Here is a 15,421-nt window from a genome sequence, read left to right as displayed (position 1 = left end):
CCTGCCGAGGTGTTGCCCCGTGTCCGACTCCGTTCCAGGCTCCGCCCCCGGGCGCGCCGACCCGCCGTTCGCCGCGGTGGACCTCGGCGCGTCGAGCGGGCGGGTGATGCTGGGCTCGCTGGCCGACGGCGGTCTCTCGCTGCGCGAGGTGCACCGCTTCCCCAATCGGCCGGTGCGGGCGGGCGGGACGCTGCACTGGGACATCCTGGCGCTGTACCAGGGGGTGTTGGACGGGCTGCGGGCGGCCGGGCGCGCGGCGGGCGGCCGGCTCGCCGGGGTCGGGATCGACTCGTGGGCGGTGGACTACGGCCTGCTCGACGCGTCGGGCGCGCTGCTCGGCAATCCGGTGCACTACCGGGACGCGCGCACGGACGGGGCGGCGGAGCGGGTGGCGGAGCTGCTGCCGCCGGAGGAGCTGTACGCCGCCACGGGGTTGCAGCACCTGCCGTTCAACACGGTGTACCAGCTGGCCGCCGCCCAGGGCAGCCCTCAACTGGCGGCTGCACGGCGGCTGTTGCTGATCCCGGATCTGCTGGCCTACTGGTTGACCGGGGAGCAGGGCACCGAGCTGACCAACGCCTCCACCACCCAGCTGGTCGATCCGCGTACCCGGGACTGGTCGTCCCGGGTGGCCGACGCGCTGGGCGTGGACCTGGGGCTCTTCCCGCCGTTGCGCCGGCCGGGCGATCCGGCGGGCCGGCTGCTGCCCGAGGTGCTGGCGGAGACGGGGCTCGCCGGCCCCGTGCCGGTGACCGCGGTCGGCTCGCACGACACCGCCTCGGCGGTGGCCGGGGTGCCGGCGGCCGGCGGCCGGTTCGCCTACATCGCCACCGGGACCTGGTCGCTGGCCGGGGTGGAGCTGGACGCGCCGGTGCTGGGCGAGGAGAGCCGGCGGGCCAACTTCACCAACGAGTTGGGGGTGGACGGCACGGTCCGCTACCTGCGCAACATCATGGGGCTCTGGCTGCTCCAGGAGTGCCTGCGGGAGTGGTCGTCGGACGGCGGGCCCGCGGAGCTCGGGCCGCTGCTGGCGGCCGCCGGGCGGGCGACGCCGCTGCGGTCGGTGGTGGACGCGGGGGATCCGGCGTTCATCGCGCCCGGCCGGATGCCCGAGCGGATCGCGGCCGCCTGCCGGCGTACGGGGCAGCCGGAGCCGCGGGACCGGGCGGAGACGGCGCGCTGTGTGCTGGACTCGCTGGCGCTCGCGCACCGGGCCGCGGTGTTCGACGCCCAGCGGCTGTCCGGGCTCGCGGTGGACACGGTGCACGTGGTGGGCGGCGGCGCGCACAACGAACTGCTGTGCCAGCTGACGGCCGACGCCTGCGGGCTGCCGGTGGTGGCCGGCCCCGCGGAGGCGGCGGCGTTGGGCAACGTGCTGGTGCAGGCGCGGGCGGCGGGCGCGGTGCGCGGCGGGCTCGCCGAACTGCGGGCACTGCTGCGCGGGACGCAGCCGTTGCGGCACCATACGCCCTCGGGTGACGGGGCGGCGTGGGCCGAGGCGGCCGCGCGCTTCGGCGACCGGGAGAGGAGTTGAGGGATGCGGGTCGCGCTGTTCGTGACGTGTGTGAACGACACGCTGTACCCCAGGACGGGGCGCGCGGTGGTGGCGTTGCTGGAACGCCTCGGGGTGACGGTGGAGTTCCCGCTGGGGCAGTCGTGCTGTGGCCAGGCGCAGTTCAACACCGGGTACCGGCGGGAGGCCGAGCCGCTGGTGGCGCGGTTCGGACGGGTCTTCGAGGGCTTCGACTACGTGGTGACGCCGTCGGGTTCGTGCACGGCGATGGTCCGGGAGAACTACCCCCGGGTGGGGTCGCGGGCCCGGGCCGAGGGGCGCGGCGAGGCGCTGGCCAGGGTGGCGGACTCGGTGGTGCCGCGGACGCTGGAGCTGACGGAGTTCCTGGTGGACGTGCTGGGCGTGACGGACGTCGGCGCCTACTATCCGCACCGGGTGACCTACCATCCGACGTGCCACGGCCTGCGGATGTTGGGGCTCGGGGAGCGCCCCTACCGGCTGCTGCGCGCGGTGCGGGGGCTCGAACTGGTGGAGCTGCCCGGGGCCGAGGAGTGCTGCGGGTTCGGCGGCACGTTCGCGGTGAAGAACGCGGCGGTGTCGGCCGCGATGGGGGCGGACAAGGCGCGGGCCGTCGTGGAGACGGGCGCGTCGGCGGTGTGCACGGTGGACAACTCGTGTCAGATGCACATCGGTGGCACGCTGTCGCGGATGGGCGCGGCCGTTCGTCCCGTGCACATCGCGGAGATCCTGGCCAGCACGGAGGAGGAGATCTGGTGAACGGCGGCGTGTACGTGGGGATGCCGGCCTTCCCCGAGGCGGCCGAGGCGGCGGTGCGGGACGAGGTGCTGCGGGGGAACCTGCGGCACGCCACCGGCACCATCAGGGCGCGCCGGGCGGCGGCGGTGGCCGAGTTGTCGGACTGGGCGGCGCTGCGCGCGGCCGGGGCGGCGATCAAGGAGCGCACCCTGCGGCACCTGGACCACTACCTGCTCCAGGTGGAGGAACGGGTCACCGCGGCCGGGGGCGTGGTGCACTGGGCCGCCGACGCGGCCGAGGCGAACCGGATCGTCACCGACCTGGTGCGGGAGACCGGCGAGCGCGAGGTGGTCAAGGTGAAGTCGATGGCCACCCAGGAGATCGGCCTCAACGAGGCGCTCGCCGAGGCGGGCATCACCGCGTACGAGACGGATCTGGCCGAGCTGATCGTGCAGTTGGGCGATGACCGGCCCTCGCACATCCTGGTGCCGGCGATCCACCGCAACCGCGGCGAGATCCGGGAGATCTTCGCGGACCGGATGGCGACCTGGGGCCGGCCGGCGCCCGACGGTCTCACCGACGAGCCGGCGGAGCTGGCCGAGGCGGCCCGGCTGCACCTGCGGGAGAAGTTCCTGCGGGCGAGGGTGGCGGTCTCCGGGGCCAACTTCGTGGTGGCCGAGACGGGCACGCTCGCGGTGGTGGAGTCCGAGGGCAACGGGCGGATGTGCCTGACGCTGCCGGAGACCCTGATCTCGGTGGTGGGCATCGAGAAGATCGTGCCGACCTGGCGCGACCTCGAGGTGTTCCTCCAGTTGCTCCCCCGCTCGTCGACGGCCGAGCGGATGAACCCGTACACCTCGCTGTGGACCGGAACCACCGAGGGCGACGGGCCGCGCGCCTTCCATCTGGTGCTGCTGGACAACGGGCGCAGCGACACGCTGGCCGACACCGTCGGGCGGCAGGCGCTGCGCTGCATCCGCTGTTCGGCCTGTCTGAACGTGTGCCCGGTCTACGAGCGGACCGGCGGCCACGCCTACGGCTCGGTCTACCCGGGCCCCATCGGTGCCATCCTGACCCCGCAGCTCCAGGGCATGGAGGACGAGTTGGCGGCGTCGCTGCCGTACGCCTCGTCGCTGTGCGGGGCCTGCTACGAGGTCTGCCCGGTGGCCATCGACATCCCGGACGTGCTGGTCCACCTGCGCGAGCGGGCCGCCAACGGTGGGGCCGTCTCCCGGCGCGGCACCCCGGTCAGGATCCGGCCGGCCCGCGGGCACGCCGCCGAGCGTGCCGCGATGCGGGCCGCGGCGTGGGCGTTCGACCGGCCTGGCGCGCTGCGCGCCGCGCAGCGGTTGGGGGCCGCGACCCGGCGGCTCCATCCGCGTCGGCTGCCGGGCCCCGGCCGGGCGTGGACGGCGAGCCGTGACCTCCCGACGTTTCCCGAGCAGAGCTTCCGCGATTGGTGGACGAGGAACCGTGACGACCGACAGCCGTGACCTGATCCTCGCCCGGGTCCGCCGCGCCCTGGTGGACGTGCCGGCCGAGGAGGGGCCGGCGGACGTGCCGGTCCCGCGTGACTACCTGACGACGCACTCCCCCGCCGACCCGGTGCGGACGCTCGCCGAGAACCTGGCCGACTACCGCGCCGTGGTGCACCACGCGGACCCGGCGGGGCTGCCCGCGCTGATCGCCGACCGGCTGGCCGAGCGCGGCACCCGGACCCTGGTGGTGCCGCCCGGGCTGCCCCCCGAATGGCTCAGTGCGGTCGTGGGTGCCCCGGGTGATCCCGGGATCGCGGTCCGTGTCGACTCGGCGACGGACTCCCCGTCCGACCTGGACGCGGCGGACAGCGTCCTGACCGGCTGCGCGCTGGCCGTCGCGGAGACCGGCACGATCGTCCTGGACGGCGGCCCCGACCAGGGGCGGCGCCGGATCACCCTGGTCCCGGACCACCACGTCTGCGTCATCCGGGCGCCGGAGCAGGTCGTGGACTCGTTGCCGCAGGCGCTGCCGCGGCTCGATCCGGCCCGCCCGGGGACCTGGATCTCGGGGCCCTCCGCGACCAGCGACATCGAACTGAACCGGGTGGAGGGCGTACACGGCCCGCGTACGCTTGAGGTGATTCTGGTCCACATCTGACGGATGCCTGATCCAACGCGTCTCTGACCTGACCACTTCGGATGGGATGGGCTATGGAACTGCTCGACGGCTTCGACCGGGCGATGGACGAGTTCGACCAGCGGGTGCACGAGGTGGGGAGTCGGCAGTGGTCGTCGCCGACGCCCTGCGCCGAGTGGTCGGTGCGGGATCTGGTGAACCACCTGACCGGCGAGCACCTGTGGGCGCCCTGGATGCTGCGCGGGGCCACGCTCTCCGAGGTGGGCGACCGGTTCGACGGCGACGTGCTGGGGGACGACCCGGTGGGCGCCTGGGAGGGCGCCTCGGCCACCTCCCGCGAGGCGGCGCACCGGTCGGGCGTCCTCGACTCCCCGGTGCACACCAGCGGGGGGCTCACGCCCGCCGACGAGTACCTGCGGCAGATGACGCTCGACCTGACGGTGCACGCCTGGGACCTGGCCCGCGGCATCGGCGCCGACGAGCGGCTCGACGCGGACCTGGTGGGCATGGGCTACGAGTACGTCGAACCGCAGATCGACGGCTGGCAGAGCTTCGGGGTCTTCGACCCCCCGGTGTCGGTGGCGGACTCGGCTCCGCTCCAGGACCGGTTGGTGGCCCTGCTCGGCCGTCGGCCTTAGGGCCAACAGTCCGGGGGGTCTCGGTCTCCTGGCCGTTACCGGGCCGAGCGGGCCGGCATAGCGTCGTCGGCATGGAGACCAACGCGGCGGGAACGCTGGACGAGGCACTGACCAGACTGCACGCCTCGGGCCCCGAGTTCGAGGGGTGGCTGAGCAACCACGGCCCGATGGCGGTGGAGGCCCTGGCCCGGCACGGGCAGGAGGCCCGCGTGCATCGTTGGGTGGACGCCTACCGGACGCGGCTGGAGGACCGGCCGACCGGGTTCGGGCGGATCACGGCCGACAACTGGCAGGCCGCGCTGGGGGATCCGCGCCATCTCACGGACTGGACCGAGTACTTCGGGGTGCTGCTGGCCGAGCGGCCGTGGCGGGCGGTGCTGGCGGAGTGGTGGCCGCGGCTGCTGCCCGGCATCACGGCCTCCGCCACCCATCCGGTGATCCGGGTGGGGCACGCGGTGCGGGTGCTGCTCGGCGAGGGCGAGACGGGGCCGCGGCTGGCCGAGCTGGCGCACGGCCTCGGCTACTGGGCTGCCAGGTTCCAGCCGTTGCCGGCCGGCATCACGTCCCTGGCCGCGCCCGGATCGGCCGACGCGGCGCTGCGCGCGGTGCCGCTGGTGGCGGACCAGTCGGGTGGCATCACCGCCCGGCTGGCGCAGATCGACCGGCTCCCCGCCTGGGCCGCCCCGGCGGCGGTCGAGCCGGCGGCGGTCGAGCCGGCGGCGGTCGAGCCGGCGGCGGTCGCGGAGCGGCTCGGCGGGCTGGTGCGGGCGGCCATCGGCTACTACGCCTCCCACGCGCACGGCTCGCCGGTGATGCTGGTGCACGCCGCGACGGCGCCCAACGCGGTGCTGCGGGCCCTGCCGGCGCTGCCGCCCGAGCTGTGGCCGGCCAGCCTGGCGGCCGCCTGGCAGGCGAGCGCCGGCGTGGTGGCCGCCTACGGCCCGCCGTCCGGCCCGACGGCGCCCGCCGGCACGAGGAGCTCGGACCCGGCCGAACTGTTCGAGCGGGCGGCGGCCCACGGTGACGAGCACGCCATCAAGCTGGTGGACACCGCGCTTGACGTGGCGGCCGCGCACCCGGCGGATCCGCTGGCGCTGCGGGCCGGGGTGCGGGCCATCGAGCTGATCGATCCCCTGGACTGAGGACGTCAGCCGTCGAGCGCCGCGCCGAAGGCCCGGTAGGCGGGCTCGTCGAAGAGGACGAACCGCAGCTCGGCGAAGTCGCCGAGCGCGGCGGACCCGGTGACGGCGTCGACCGCGATCCGGGCCGCGTCGGCGAGCGGCCAGCGGTAGACGCCCGTGGAGACCGCGGGGAAGGCGATGGTGGCCGCGCCGAGTTCGGCGGCGATCCGCAGTGACTCCCGGTAGCAGGAGGCCAGTTGCTCCGAGCGGTCCTCGGTGCCCGAGTGGACGGGCCCGACGGTGTGGATCACCCAGCGCGCCGGCAGCCGGCCGGCGGTGGTGGCCACCGCCTGGCCGGTGGGCAGGCCGCGGCCGTAGCGGCCGGCGCGCAGCCGCCGGCATTCGGCGAGGATCTCGGGACCCCCGCGGCGGTGGACGGCGCCGTCCACCCCGCCGCCGCCGAGCAGCGAGGAGTTGGCGGCGTTGACGATCGCGTCCACCCGCTGTTCCGTGAGGTCGCCGAGCACCCGGGTGAGGGCCGGACCGCCGGTCACGCCGACCGTTCCGGCGGTTCCGGCAGCCGGGCCGCCCAGCCGAGCCCGCCGAGCAGATGGCGGCGGAACACCGGGGCGGCGAACGACTCGTCGGTGTGCCCGAGGGCGGTGTAGAAGGAGCGGCCGCCGGCGCGCTCGTGGCACCAGACGAGCGGGTGGTCGGCGCCCATCCGCCCGCCGTCGTACGTGCTCTCGTCGGCGCTGGCCAGCACCCGCACCCGGCCGCGCGGGTTGGCGGTGAAGTCGTACCACTCGTCCGTGAACTCCCAGCGGTCGCCGAGATGCGCGGTGGCGGGGTGGTCGTGGTCCTCCACGGTGACGACGCCGGGTTGCAGCGCGGGGTGGCCGTCGAAGACGGCGCCGACCACCGAGTCGCCGAACCAGGGCCAGCCGTACTCGGTGGTGGCGGCGCCGTGTACGCCGACGAAGCCGCCACCGGCGGCCAGGTGGGCGCGCAGCGCGGCGCGGGACGGTTCGGTCAGCGCGTCACCGCTGGTGGACAGGAACACCACGGCCCGGCTGTCCGGCAGCCGGGCGGCCAGCTCGGCCGGATCCTCGGTGGCCGTGACGGCGAAGCCGTGGGCGGCTCCGAGCTCGCGGAACGCCGCGACGCCGGCCGGGATGGAGTCGTGGCGGAAGCCGGTGGTCCTGGTGAAGAGCAGGATCTGCGGTGGGCTCATGGGAGTTCATGGTAGGAGTCGGCCTCCGGGCCGGGCTCCGCCGTGCCGCGCAGCAGAAGCAGGTCGTCGCCCCAGGCGTCGAGGACGGGGCCGTGTCCCGCGGCGCGGGCCAGCGGTTCGACGTCGGTGAAGAGCCGCCGCAGGGTGTCGGGGCGGCCGTGGGCGACGAGTTCGCCGAGGAGACCGGACAGCCGGTCCTCGCGCCAGGCCGGGGCGGCGAGGGGGCGCTGGGCCAACTCCCACGCGAGGTACTTGTTGTAGGGCCTGACCCGGCGCTCCAGGGCGAAGACGTGGGTGAGCAGCGGCGGCGCGGCCTCCGCGGCGTCCAGGTGGCCGGCGAGCGGGTGCCCGTCGCGGTGGTTCTTCAGCGCCCGGTAGGCGGAGTTGACGAAGGCGTCGAGGTGACCGGCGGCCAGGGAGTCGGCCTCCTCGGGGGTGAGCGTCGTCTTGCGGGCGACCAGTTCGGCGATCAGCCCCTCCGGGGTGTCGTGGACGACCCGGGCGCCCACGAACGCGTAGCGGTTCCACTCGCTGCCCGAGCCGGGGAGGGCATGACGGCGAAATTCGGCCATACCCATCGCCACCACGTCCAGGGTCGCGGTGCGCCGGTCGCCGATGTCGGTTCCCCGGCCGTCGTGCGCGATCACGAAGACGTCGTGGTCGGACCAGCGGGTCGACATGCCGTCGCGCGCCTTGGAGCCGGTGAGCACCGCCCCCGCCACGGCCGGGTCCCTTTGGATGGTCTCCAGCAGGGCGACGAACTCGCGGTCCGTGGCTGATTCCGCGGATGAAGGGGCCATGATCACAGCCAATCCGGGCACGGAGTATCAGGCAACCGATTATCCCAGGGCATATTCACCGGTGGGTCTTCCGCTTCGCCCCCGTCGGGCCCCATGATCTTGGGCGTACCGCAGTGAGGAGTACCTATGCCCCGTGAACACGTTGCTCGGCTGTTCGCCCGACAGGCCGGCGAGTGTGCCCGGCTGGGCTCGCCGCTGTACGCGGCGGTGCTGGAGCGGGCGGCTCGGGACGTCGAGGACGGCGGGCCCTGTGTGGACGCCGTGACGGGGTACGAGGGGGCCGGTGACGGCGACGCGCTGCCGCTGCGGTTGGTGGGGGGCGTGCACGCGCTGGTGCTGACCGGGCGCGCGCCGGAGCTCGCGGCGTACTACCCGAGCGCGGGCGGGGAGTTCACCCCCGACGCGGCGGACAGCGTCTGGGCGGCCTTCCGCTCCGTGGTGGCCGGGGAGCGGATGTGGCTGCGGGAGTGGCTGCGCCGGCCGCCCCAGACCAACGAGGTCGGCCGCGCCACATTGCTGCTCGCCGGGCTGCTGTACACGGTGCCCGCGGCGCAGCGCCCCATCCGGCTGTTCGAGCTGGGCTCGAGCGCCGGGCTCAACCTGCGTGCCGAGCAGTTCCGGTACACCGCCGAAGGCTTCTCCTGGGGGCCCGCGGACTCGCCGGTGCGGCTCGGCGACACCTGGGAGGGGTGCGTGCCCGGCTGGCTGCTGGCGGGCGCCGAGCGGCACCAGGCGCTGCGGATCGTGGAACGGCGCGGCTGCGATCTGACGCCGATCGACCCGCTGTCCACTGAGGGCGCGCTGGCGCTGCGCGCCTACGTGTGGCCCGACCAGGTGGACCGGACGCGGCGGCTGGAGGGTGCGCTGCGGATCGCGGCGAAGGTGCCGGCCACGGTCGAGGCGGCGGGTGCCGCCGACTTCCTGGCGGAGGTGGAGCTGGAGCCGGGCACGGTGACCGTGCTCTGGCACTCGGTGATGCGCCAGTACGTGCCGGCGGACGAGTGGGCCAGGGTGGAGCGGGAGCTGGACCGACTCGCGGCCGCGGCGACCCCCGACGCCGGTTTCGCCCACCTGGCCTTCGAACCGCGCGTGGTGGCGGGCCAGCCCGGTTTCTGGCTCTCGGCACGCGTCGACGCCGGGCCCGAGCGGCTGCTGGCGAGCGCCATGCCGCACGGGCTGCCCGCCCGCTGGCCGGACCGGGAACGCTGACGCACGATGGGGTCATGGCACAGACGATGAGCGAGCCCGAGTGGCGGGCGTTCGTTTCCGCGGGCACCAGGACCGCCAAGCTCGCCACGGTGCGGGCCGACGGTTCCCCGCACCTCGCCCCGGTGTGGTTCCTGCTGGACGGCGACGACGTCGTGCTGAACACCGGCGCGAACACCGTGAAGGGCCGCAACCTGGCCAGGGACGGCCGGGCGGCGCTCTGCGTGGACGACGAGACGCCGCCCTTCGCCTTCGTGGTGATCCACGGCCGCGCCACCCTGAGCGAGGATCCCGCCGAACTGCTGACCTGGGCGACCAGGATCGGCGGGCGCTACATGGGCGAGGACGAGGGAGAGCGGCTGGGGGCGCGGAACGCGGTACCCGGCGAACTGTTGGTGCGGCTGCGGATCGAGAAGGTCGTCGCCTACTCCGCGTTGGCCGACTGAGCCCGGGCGGAACCGGCGGCTGACGACGGCGGCCGACGACGGCGGGCGGCCGACGCGCGGCCGTCAGCCGTGCAGCCAGGTGCGGCGGTCGCGGGCCAGGCCGTAGAGGATCTCGACGGCGTCCGGCGCGAGCGCCCCGCCGAGCCGCGCCAGTCCGTCGAGCGCGGCGTCGGGCAGCACCTCGACGTCCCGCAGCCCGGCCGCCACGCTGACCGCCGCCGCGGCCACGGGCACCAGCACCGGTCGGACCGGCACCCGGAAGCCGGCGGCGAGCGAGAGCGCGTGGGCCGCGCGCCGGGCGTCTCGGCGGCACCGCCGGACGTGGGGCTCGGCGCGTCCGCCGTCGGTCCGCACCTCCTCCTCGTCGACGGTCAGCCGGGCGCCGTGGTGCAGCACGGGGCGGAGGCCGAGCACCCCGGCGGGTCCGATGGCCAGGTGCGGGATGGTGGCGGCGCCGGGCAACGGGATCGAGTGCAGGACGCGCCACCCCGCGCCGGCGAGGTCGTCGAGACGGGCGCCGACCAGCTCCTCGCCACGCAGTTCGGCGAGAAGCGCGTCCCGGGCCGCGGCCCGGCCGAGCAGCCGGTCGAGGGCGAGCCGGACCCGGCCGGCGGGCAGCGCGGCCACCCGGCCGTACAGGATCTCCCCCGGCCGGTTCGGGGCCAGGTCGTCGTCCGGGTGCAGCCACAGCGGGCCGCCGCCCGTCGGTCGGTCGTCGGGCGCCGGCGGCATCCCGTTGCCTCGTTCGCCACCGCCCATGACACCATCGTCCAGGCCCGGAGACCGAAGGTCATCTCCGGCGGCGGAATCGGGAGGAGAGCGGCAGTGACGCGGCTGATCGACACCGTGGCATGGGTGCACCTGGCGGAGGGAAGGGTCCTCACGGCCCGGTCCCGGGGGAGGGACGTTTTCTACATCCCGGGTGGCAAGCGGGACCCGGGCGAGAGCGACCTCGAGGCGCTGGTGCGCGAGGTGCGCGAGGAGCTGACGGTGGCGCTGCTTCCGGAGACGGTCGCGCACCTGGGCACCTGGACCGGCGCGGCGCACGGGCAACCGGAGGGCACCCGGGTGCGGATGGCGTGCTACACGGGCGCGTACCGGGGCACGCTGGCGGCGAGCAGCGAGATCGAGGAGATCGCCTGGTTCGGGCTCGCGGAGAAGCACCGCACGGCGGTGGTGGACCACGAGGTGTTCGACCTGCTGGCCGAGCGGGGCGAGGTGTGGTGAGCGCCGGGCGGTGAGTCACGTTCGCGGGCCCCACCGTGACGGGTTGCTTCCGTACGATGGGGGCCGACGAACGAAGGGCGGCGCGGTGGCCGGAACACGGACCGATGGGCGGGTGGAGCGCGGAAACCAGACGCGCCGGCTGGTGCTCGGGCGGACCATGGACATCGCGTCGGTCGAGGGGCTCGAGGGCCTGTCGATCGGGCGGATCGCCACCGAGCTGGGGCTGAGCAAGAGCGGGGTCTTCGCGCTGTTCGGCTCCAAGGAGGAGCTGCAGCTGGCCACGGTCCGCGCGGCGCGCGCCGTGTTCGCGGACCGGGTGGCCCGGCCGGCGGCCGCCGTCCCGCCGGGGGTCGGCCGGATCTGGCGGCTGTGCGCGGCGTACCTGGAGTACTCGCGGACCCGGGTCTTCTCCGGCGGCTGCTTCTTCACCACCGTCGCGGCGGAGTTCGGTGCCCGCAGCGGGCCGGTGCGGGACGCGGTCGCGGCGGCGCGCGTCGAGTGGTGCGACCACGTGACGGGGATCGTCGAGGAGGCCAGGGTGGCCGGCGCGCTGCGGGCCGACACGAACGCCGACCAGTTGGCGTTCGAGTTCATGGCGCTGCTGGAGATGGCCAACGCGGACTCGGCGCTCCACCGCGACGACCGGAGCTACGACCGGGCGGCGGCGGGCGTCGAGGCGCGGCTCAGGGCCGCGGCGACGGACCCGGCGCTGGTCGACGCCCTGCGGCGCTAGGCCCCGTCCGGGTGGGCGCGCCTGCGCGCCCGTTCCCTGGTCTCCCCGGGCAACGCGTCGGCGACCAGCAGCCGTGGCAGCAGGGCCGGCTCGAGTGTCATGGCGCGGAAGACGAGGGCGACGGTCACGTCGTGGTCGGGCCGGTGCGCGATCTCGACGGGGTCGGAGGCCCGGATGTCCCCCGGCTCGATCACGCGCAGGTAGGCGCCGGGCACCGCGGCCCGGGTGAACCGCCTGATCCAGCCCTCCCGCTCCAGCCATCCCTGGAACGTCGCGCAGGGGATCCTCGCGCACGACACCTCCAGGACCACGTCCGGGCCGATGCGCCAACGCTCGCCGATCAGGGCGCCGTTGACGTCGAGGCCGAGCGTCGTGAGGTTCTCCCCGAAGACGCCGTTGGCGAGCGGCCTGCCCAGCTCCGCCTCCCATCCGTCGAGATCCTCGCGGCCGTAGGCGTAGACGGCCTGGTCGGGACCGCCGTGGTGCTTGACGTCGTGGACGCGGTCGCCCGCGAGACCGACCTCGCCGGTGCCCTTGGGGCCGGGGGCGACGACGGCGACCGGACCGGTGACGGGCCCCTTGTCGATGCCTGTCGCGTCGAGTCCCTTCCAGGGGTTGGGTCGAGGCCTGCCGACATTGACGGAGAGCAGCTGCATGCGCGCGACGGTACGGACCTCCGCCCGCCGGCGCGACTCGTTTCCGCGCCAACCCCTGGTATCGGTCCTCCGGTTGCCCGGCCGGAGGTCACTCGGCCCGGTCGGCCGCGACGAAGTCGACGACGGCCCGGACGACGTCGGGGTCGGAGACGATCCGGCGGTGGCCGAGCCCCCGGGTGACCATCAGCCGGGCCTGCCCCGGGTAGGCGTCGACGACCAGGCGGGACTGCCCGATGTCGATCATGTCGTCCCCCGAGTCGTGCACCAGCAGCATCGGCATGGTCAGCTCGCCGGGCCGGTGGGTGGCGGAGAAGCGGCGCCAGATGTCGGACTCGCCGGGGAAGACCTGTCGCTCGACGCCCCGCCTGAGCCGGGGCTTGAACCGGTCGCTCAGCCCGAGCGAGGCGCAGAAGCTGTCGATCAGGTAGTCGAACTCGGCGGGCGCGGCGACCGACACCAGCCGGTCGGCCTTGACCTCGTCACGGAGGGCGAAGAAGAGCGAGAGGCCGCCGACCGAGTGCCCGACGGCGGCGGCGAAGCGGCCGTGCTCGGCGTGCAGCAGCCGGGCCAGTTCCCGGTACTCCAGGATCGAGGTCTCGCGGCCCTCGGACTCGCCGCAGCCGGGCGCGTCGTAGGTCACGGGGCTGTACCCGGCCTCCAGCAGGGCCTCGGCGAGCGGGGTGAGGCGGGAGGCGCGGGAGAGCCAGCCGTGCGTCAGGAGCACGGGCCGCCGGCCGTCGCCCCAGGCGTAGACCACGGTCTCCTTGCCGGCGACCGTCACCCGGTCGCGGGTGGCCCGGCGCAGCATGGGCTCCTCGGCCGGTCGCACGGCGACCCGGGTGCGGGGGTACCGCCAGAGGTCGAGCGCCCAGCGCCCGGCCAGGTCGGGGGCCAGTAGTCCTGTGGTGTTGAGCGTGGTGCGGATCAGCGCGGTCCTGAGTCGCATCTCGGGCCCCCTCGGTGGGCTGGTGCGTGGTTCGACGCCAGGATGTTAGCACGATCGTTCGGACAGTTTTCTTCCGGGAGTGCGACGCCGTCCGCCGGCCGACCCCGGGTCCGGCCGGACCACTCGGCCGACCCGGACGTCGTTCCGCGCCCTACGAGTTGGCGGCCTCCACGGCCTGCCGGTCCGGCTCCTCGTCCGCCGCGCGGACCTCGGAGTCCCGCCGCACCAGCTCGGCGTACCGACCACCGAGCGCCAGCAGCTCGGCGTGGGTGCCGCGCTCGGCGATCCGGCCGCCGTCCAGCACCACGATCTGGTCGGCGTCCCTGATGGTGGAGAGCCGGTGGGCGATGGTGATCGTGGTCCGCCCGGCCGAGAGGGCGTCGATCGCCCGCTGCACGGCCAACTCGGTACGGGTGTCCAGGGCGCTGGTGGCCTCGTCCAGCACGAGCACCGGCGGATCGCGCAGGATGGTGCGCGCGATGGCGAGCCGCTGCTTCTCGCCCCCGGAGAAGCGGTAGCCGCGCTCGCCGACCACCGTGTCGTAGCCGTCCGGCAGCGCGGCGATGTGGTCGTGGATCTGGGCGGCCTTCGCGGCGGCCTCCAACTCCCGCTGATCGGCGCCCGGTTTGGCGAACCGCAGGTTCTCGGCGACCGAGGCGTGGAAGAGGTAGGTCTCCTGCGAGACGACGCCGACGGCCCGGGTGAGCGAGGCGAACCCCAGGTCGCGGACGTCGACGCCGTCGAGGGCCACCCGGCCCTCGGTGACGTCGTAGAGGCGCGGCACCAGATAGCCCAGGGTGCTCTTGCCCGCCCCGGTCGGCCCCACGATGGCGAGCGAGCCGCCGGCCGGCACCGTCAGGTCGATGTCCGACAGGGTGGGCTCGGCGGCCGGGTCGTAGGTGAAGGAGACCCGTTCGAACCGCACCTCGCCACGCGGCCGGTCCAGCTCCACGGCGCCGGGGCGCTCGGTGATGTCCACCGGCAGGTCCAGGTACTCGAAGATCCGCTGGAAGAGCGCCAGCGACGCCTGGATGTCCACCCCGGTCGACAGCAGCGAGACGGCCGGGCGCAACAGCCCCTGCTGGAGGCTCACGAAGGCCACCAGGGTGCCGATCGACGGCGGGGCGCCACCGATCTGGTACATCGCCCCGGCCGACCAGTAGAGCAGGGCGGGGATCGCCGCCATGATCATTCCGATGGTGGCCATCCGCCACCGGCCGGCCATGTTGGCCCGGACCTCGAGCCCGACCAGGCGCCCGGACTCGGTGGCGAAATCCCTGGTCAGCGCCTCCGACCGGCCCATGGTCCGGCCGAGCAGCACGCCGCTGACCGACAGCGACTCGGTGACCATGGCCGCCATCACGGCCATCTGCTTCTGGCGCTGGGTGGTGATCCGCTTGCGCTCCCGGCCGACCCGGCGGGCCAGCCAGACGAAGAAGGGCAGCAACGCGAGCGAGACCAGCGTGAGCCGCCAGTCCAGGGCGAGCATCGCCACCAGGGTGGCGACCACGGCGGTCAGGTTGGAGACGAGCGAGGTGGCCGTGGAGGTGACGGTGGCCTGCATCCCGCCGATGTCGTTGGCGATGCGGGACTGCACCTCGCCGGTCCTGGTCCTGGTGAAGAACGCCAGCGGCATCTGCTGGAGCTTGCCGTAGACGGCGGTGCGCAGGTCGTGCATGACCCGCTGCCCGACGGTGGTGGAGATCAGCGTCTGCAGCACGCCGAAGATGCTGCTGGTCACGGCGGCGGCGATCATGCCGACGGCGAGCAGGGCGAGCAGCCCGGTGCGCCGCTCGGGCAGCGCGGTGTCGATCACCTCGCGCAGCAGGAAGGGCGAGGCGACGGCGACCAGCGAGGAGGCGCCGACCAGCAGGGCGACGACGGCGAGGCGGCCGCGGTAGGGACGGAACAGCCGGAGGATGCGGCGGAGCTGCGCTGGCGCCTGCGGGGCGGTCTCCTCGGCGGACCACGCCCGGGGCGGGGTGTCGTGGTGCGGCATGGGCTCCTTCGTGGGTCGGGGAGGGCTCGAG

The 15,421-nt window shown here is 74.6% G+C and carries 17 protein-coding genes; 10 read left to right on the top strand and 7 right to left on the bottom strand.

Translation table 11 applies throughout. The features are described from left to right. Window positions 1–106: 106 nt before the first annotated feature. The 6 genes from E1283_RS16070 (at window position 107) to E1283_RS16045 (ending at window position 6,164) form a co-directional block, all read left to right on the top strand. A complete protein-coding gene (locus E1283_RS16070; protein WP_132818725.1) occupies window positions 107–1,534 on the top strand; it encodes a rhamnulokinase in 1,428 nt (475 codons plus the stop codon). 3 nt (window positions 1,535–1,537) lie between these two features. Further along, the gene (locus E1283_RS16065; RefSeq protein WP_132818721.1) at window positions 1,538–2,290 is read left to right on the top strand and encodes a (Fe-S)-binding protein; all 753 of its coding nucleotides are present in this window, start codon (window positions 1,538–1,540) and stop codon (window positions 2,288–2,290) included. A 20-nt stretch (window positions 2,291–2,310) separates the two neighbouring features. Further along, a complete protein-coding gene (locus E1283_RS16060) occupies window positions 2,311–3,762 on the top strand; it encodes a lactate utilization protein B (protein ID WP_132818724.1) in 1,452 nt (483 codons plus the stop codon). Next, complete coding sequence (locus tag E1283_RS16055; RefSeq protein ID WP_243744876.1) at window positions 3,743–4,405, top strand: LutC/YkgG family protein; 663 nt, start codon at window positions 3,743–3,745, stop codon at window positions 4,403–4,405. Before E1283_RS16060 ends, E1283_RS16055 begins: the two co-directional genes overlap by 20 nt. A 53-nt stretch (window positions 4,406–4,458) precedes the next feature. Beyond that, window positions 4,459–5,022, top strand: coding sequence for a TIGR03086 family metal-binding protein (locus E1283_RS16050; RefSeq protein WP_132818720.1), 564 nt, complete (start codon window positions 4,459–4,461; stop codon window positions 5,020–5,022). Window positions 5,023–5,093: 71 nt separating this feature from the next. Next, complete coding sequence (locus E1283_RS16045) at window positions 5,094–6,164, top strand: questin oxidase family protein (RefSeq protein WP_132818719.1); 1,071 nt, start codon at window positions 5,094–5,096, stop codon at window positions 6,162–6,164. Window positions 6,165–6,169: 5 nt separating this feature from the next. On the opposite strand, the gene E1283_RS16040 is transcribed toward E1283_RS16045, so the two are convergent. From E1283_RS16040 to E1283_RS16030, 3 genes are read right to left on the bottom strand one after another with little or no spacing between them, the layout of a single operon-like run. Continuing rightward, entirely contained in the window at window positions 6,170–6,697 is a 528-nt protein-coding gene (locus E1283_RS16040) for an O-acetyl-ADP-ribose deacetylase (RefSeq protein WP_132818718.1), read from the bottom strand. Beyond that, the gene (locus tag E1283_RS16035) at window positions 6,694–7,377 is read right to left on the bottom strand and encodes a ThuA domain-containing protein (protein ID WP_132818717.1); all 684 of its coding nucleotides are present in this window, start codon (window positions 7,375–7,377) and stop codon (window positions 6,694–6,696) included. The genes E1283_RS16040 and E1283_RS16035 overlap by 4 nt, the downstream gene beginning before the upstream one ends. After that, window positions 7,374–8,177 (bottom strand): hypothetical protein, encoded by an 804-nt coding sequence (locus E1283_RS16030; RefSeq protein ID WP_243744875.1) that lies wholly within the window; start codon window positions 8,175–8,177, stop codon window positions 7,374–7,376. Before E1283_RS16030 ends, E1283_RS16035 begins: the two co-directional genes overlap by 4 nt. Before the next feature lie 126 nt (window positions 8,178–8,303). On the opposite strand from E1283_RS16030, the gene E1283_RS16025 reads away from it, so the two are divergent. Then, entirely contained in the window at window positions 8,304–9,386 is a 1,083-nt protein-coding gene (locus E1283_RS16025) for a DUF2332 domain-containing protein (RefSeq protein WP_132818716.1), read from the top strand. Between the two features lie 14 nt (window positions 9,387–9,400). Continuing rightward, a complete protein-coding gene (locus tag E1283_RS16020; protein ID WP_132818715.1) occupies window positions 9,401–9,829 on the top strand; it encodes a PPOX class F420-dependent oxidoreductase in 429 nt (142 codons plus the stop codon). Window positions 9,830–9,892: 63 nt separating this feature from the next. Here E1283_RS16020 and E1283_RS16015 read toward each other — a convergent pair whose 3' ends face one another. Then, complete coding sequence (locus E1283_RS16015) at window positions 9,893–10,588, bottom strand: nuclease-related domain-containing protein (RefSeq protein ID WP_132818714.1); 696 nt, start codon at window positions 10,586–10,588, stop codon at window positions 9,893–9,895. 66 nt (window positions 10,589–10,654) lie between these two features. On the opposite strand from E1283_RS16015, the gene E1283_RS16010 reads away from it, so the two are divergent. Further along, window positions 10,655–11,056 (top strand): NUDIX hydrolase, encoded by a 402-nt coding sequence (locus E1283_RS16010; protein WP_132818713.1) that lies wholly within the window; start codon window positions 10,655–10,657, stop codon window positions 11,054–11,056. 85 nt (window positions 11,057–11,141) lie between these two features. After that, the gene (locus tag E1283_RS16005; RefSeq protein ID WP_132818712.1) at window positions 11,142–11,789 is read left to right on the top strand and encodes a TetR/AcrR family transcriptional regulator; all 648 of its coding nucleotides are present in this window, start codon (window positions 11,142–11,144) and stop codon (window positions 11,787–11,789) included. On the opposite strand, the gene E1283_RS16000 is transcribed toward E1283_RS16005, so the two are convergent. The 3 genes from E1283_RS16000 to E1283_RS15990 form a co-directional block, all read right to left on the bottom strand. Beyond that, window positions 11,786–12,445: an MOSC domain-containing protein gene (locus tag E1283_RS16000; RefSeq protein ID WP_132818711.1), complete on the bottom strand. Its 660-nt coding sequence runs from the start codon at window positions 12,443–12,445 to the stop codon at window positions 11,786–11,788. The genes E1283_RS16005 and E1283_RS16000 overlap by 4 nt on opposite strands. Before the next feature lie 88 nt (window positions 12,446–12,533). After that, window positions 12,534–13,391 carry an alpha/beta fold hydrolase gene (locus E1283_RS15995; protein ID WP_132818710.1) on the bottom strand — a complete coding sequence of 286 codons (858 nt, stop codon included), beginning with the start codon at window positions 13,389–13,391 and terminating at the stop codon, window positions 12,534–12,536. Between the two features lie 151 nt (window positions 13,392–13,542). Continuing rightward, on the bottom strand, window positions 13,543–15,421 hold a 1,879-nt coding region (locus E1283_RS15990), incomplete at its 5' end, for an ABC transporter ATP-binding protein (RefSeq protein ID WP_425086182.1).

Origin of the sequence: Streptomyces hainanensis (assembly GCF_004348415.1) — a bacterium.
GTDB lineage: Bacteria > Actinomycetota > Actinomycetes > Streptomycetales > Streptomycetaceae > Streptomyces > Streptomyces hainanensis.
This window is presented reverse-complemented; position numbering and strand designations above follow the sequence as displayed.

Coding starts and splice junctions, on each gene's coding strand:
- E1283_RS16070 (WP_132818725.1), top strand. CDS start 107: ATGCTGGGCTCGCTGGCCGACGGCGGTCTCTCGCTGCGCGAGGTGCAC.
- E1283_RS16065 (WP_132818721.1), top strand. CDS start 1,538: ATGCGGGTCGCGCTGTTCGTGACGTGTGTGAACGACACGCTGTACCCC.
- E1283_RS16060 (WP_132818724.1), top strand. CDS start 2,311: ATGCCGGCCTTCCCCGAGGCGGCCGAGGCGGCGGTGCGGGACGAGGTG.
- E1283_RS16050 (WP_132818720.1), top strand. CDS start 4,459: ATGGAACTGCTCGACGGCTTCGACCGGGCGATGGACGAGTTCGACCAG.
- E1283_RS16045 (WP_132818719.1), top strand. CDS start 5,094: ATGGAGACCAACGCGGCGGGAACGCTGGACGAGGCACTGACCAGACTG.
- E1283_RS16035 (WP_132818717.1), bottom strand. CDS start 7,377: ATGAGCCCACCGCAGATCCTGCTCTTCACCAGGACCACCGGCTTCCGC.
- E1283_RS16030 (WP_243744875.1), bottom strand. CDS start 8,177: ATGGCCCCTTCATCCGCGGAATCAGCCACGGACCGCGAGTTCGTCGCC.
- E1283_RS16025 (WP_132818716.1), top strand. CDS start 8,304: ATGCCCCGTGAACACGTTGCTCGGCTGTTCGCCCGACAGGCCGGCGAG.
- E1283_RS16020 (WP_132818715.1), top strand. CDS start 9,401: ATGGCACAGACGATGAGCGAGCCCGAGTGGCGGGCGTTCGTTTCCGCG.
- E1283_RS16015 (WP_132818714.1), bottom strand. CDS start 10,588: ATGGGCGGTGGCGAACGAGGCAACGGGATGCCGCCGGCGCCCGACGAC.
- E1283_RS16000 (WP_132818711.1), bottom strand. CDS start 12,445: ATGCAGCTGCTCTCCGTCAATGTCGGCAGGCCTCGACCCAACCCCTGG.
- E1283_RS15995 (WP_132818710.1), bottom strand. CDS start 13,391: ATGCGACTCAGGACCGCGCTGATCCGCACCACGCTCAACACCACAGGA.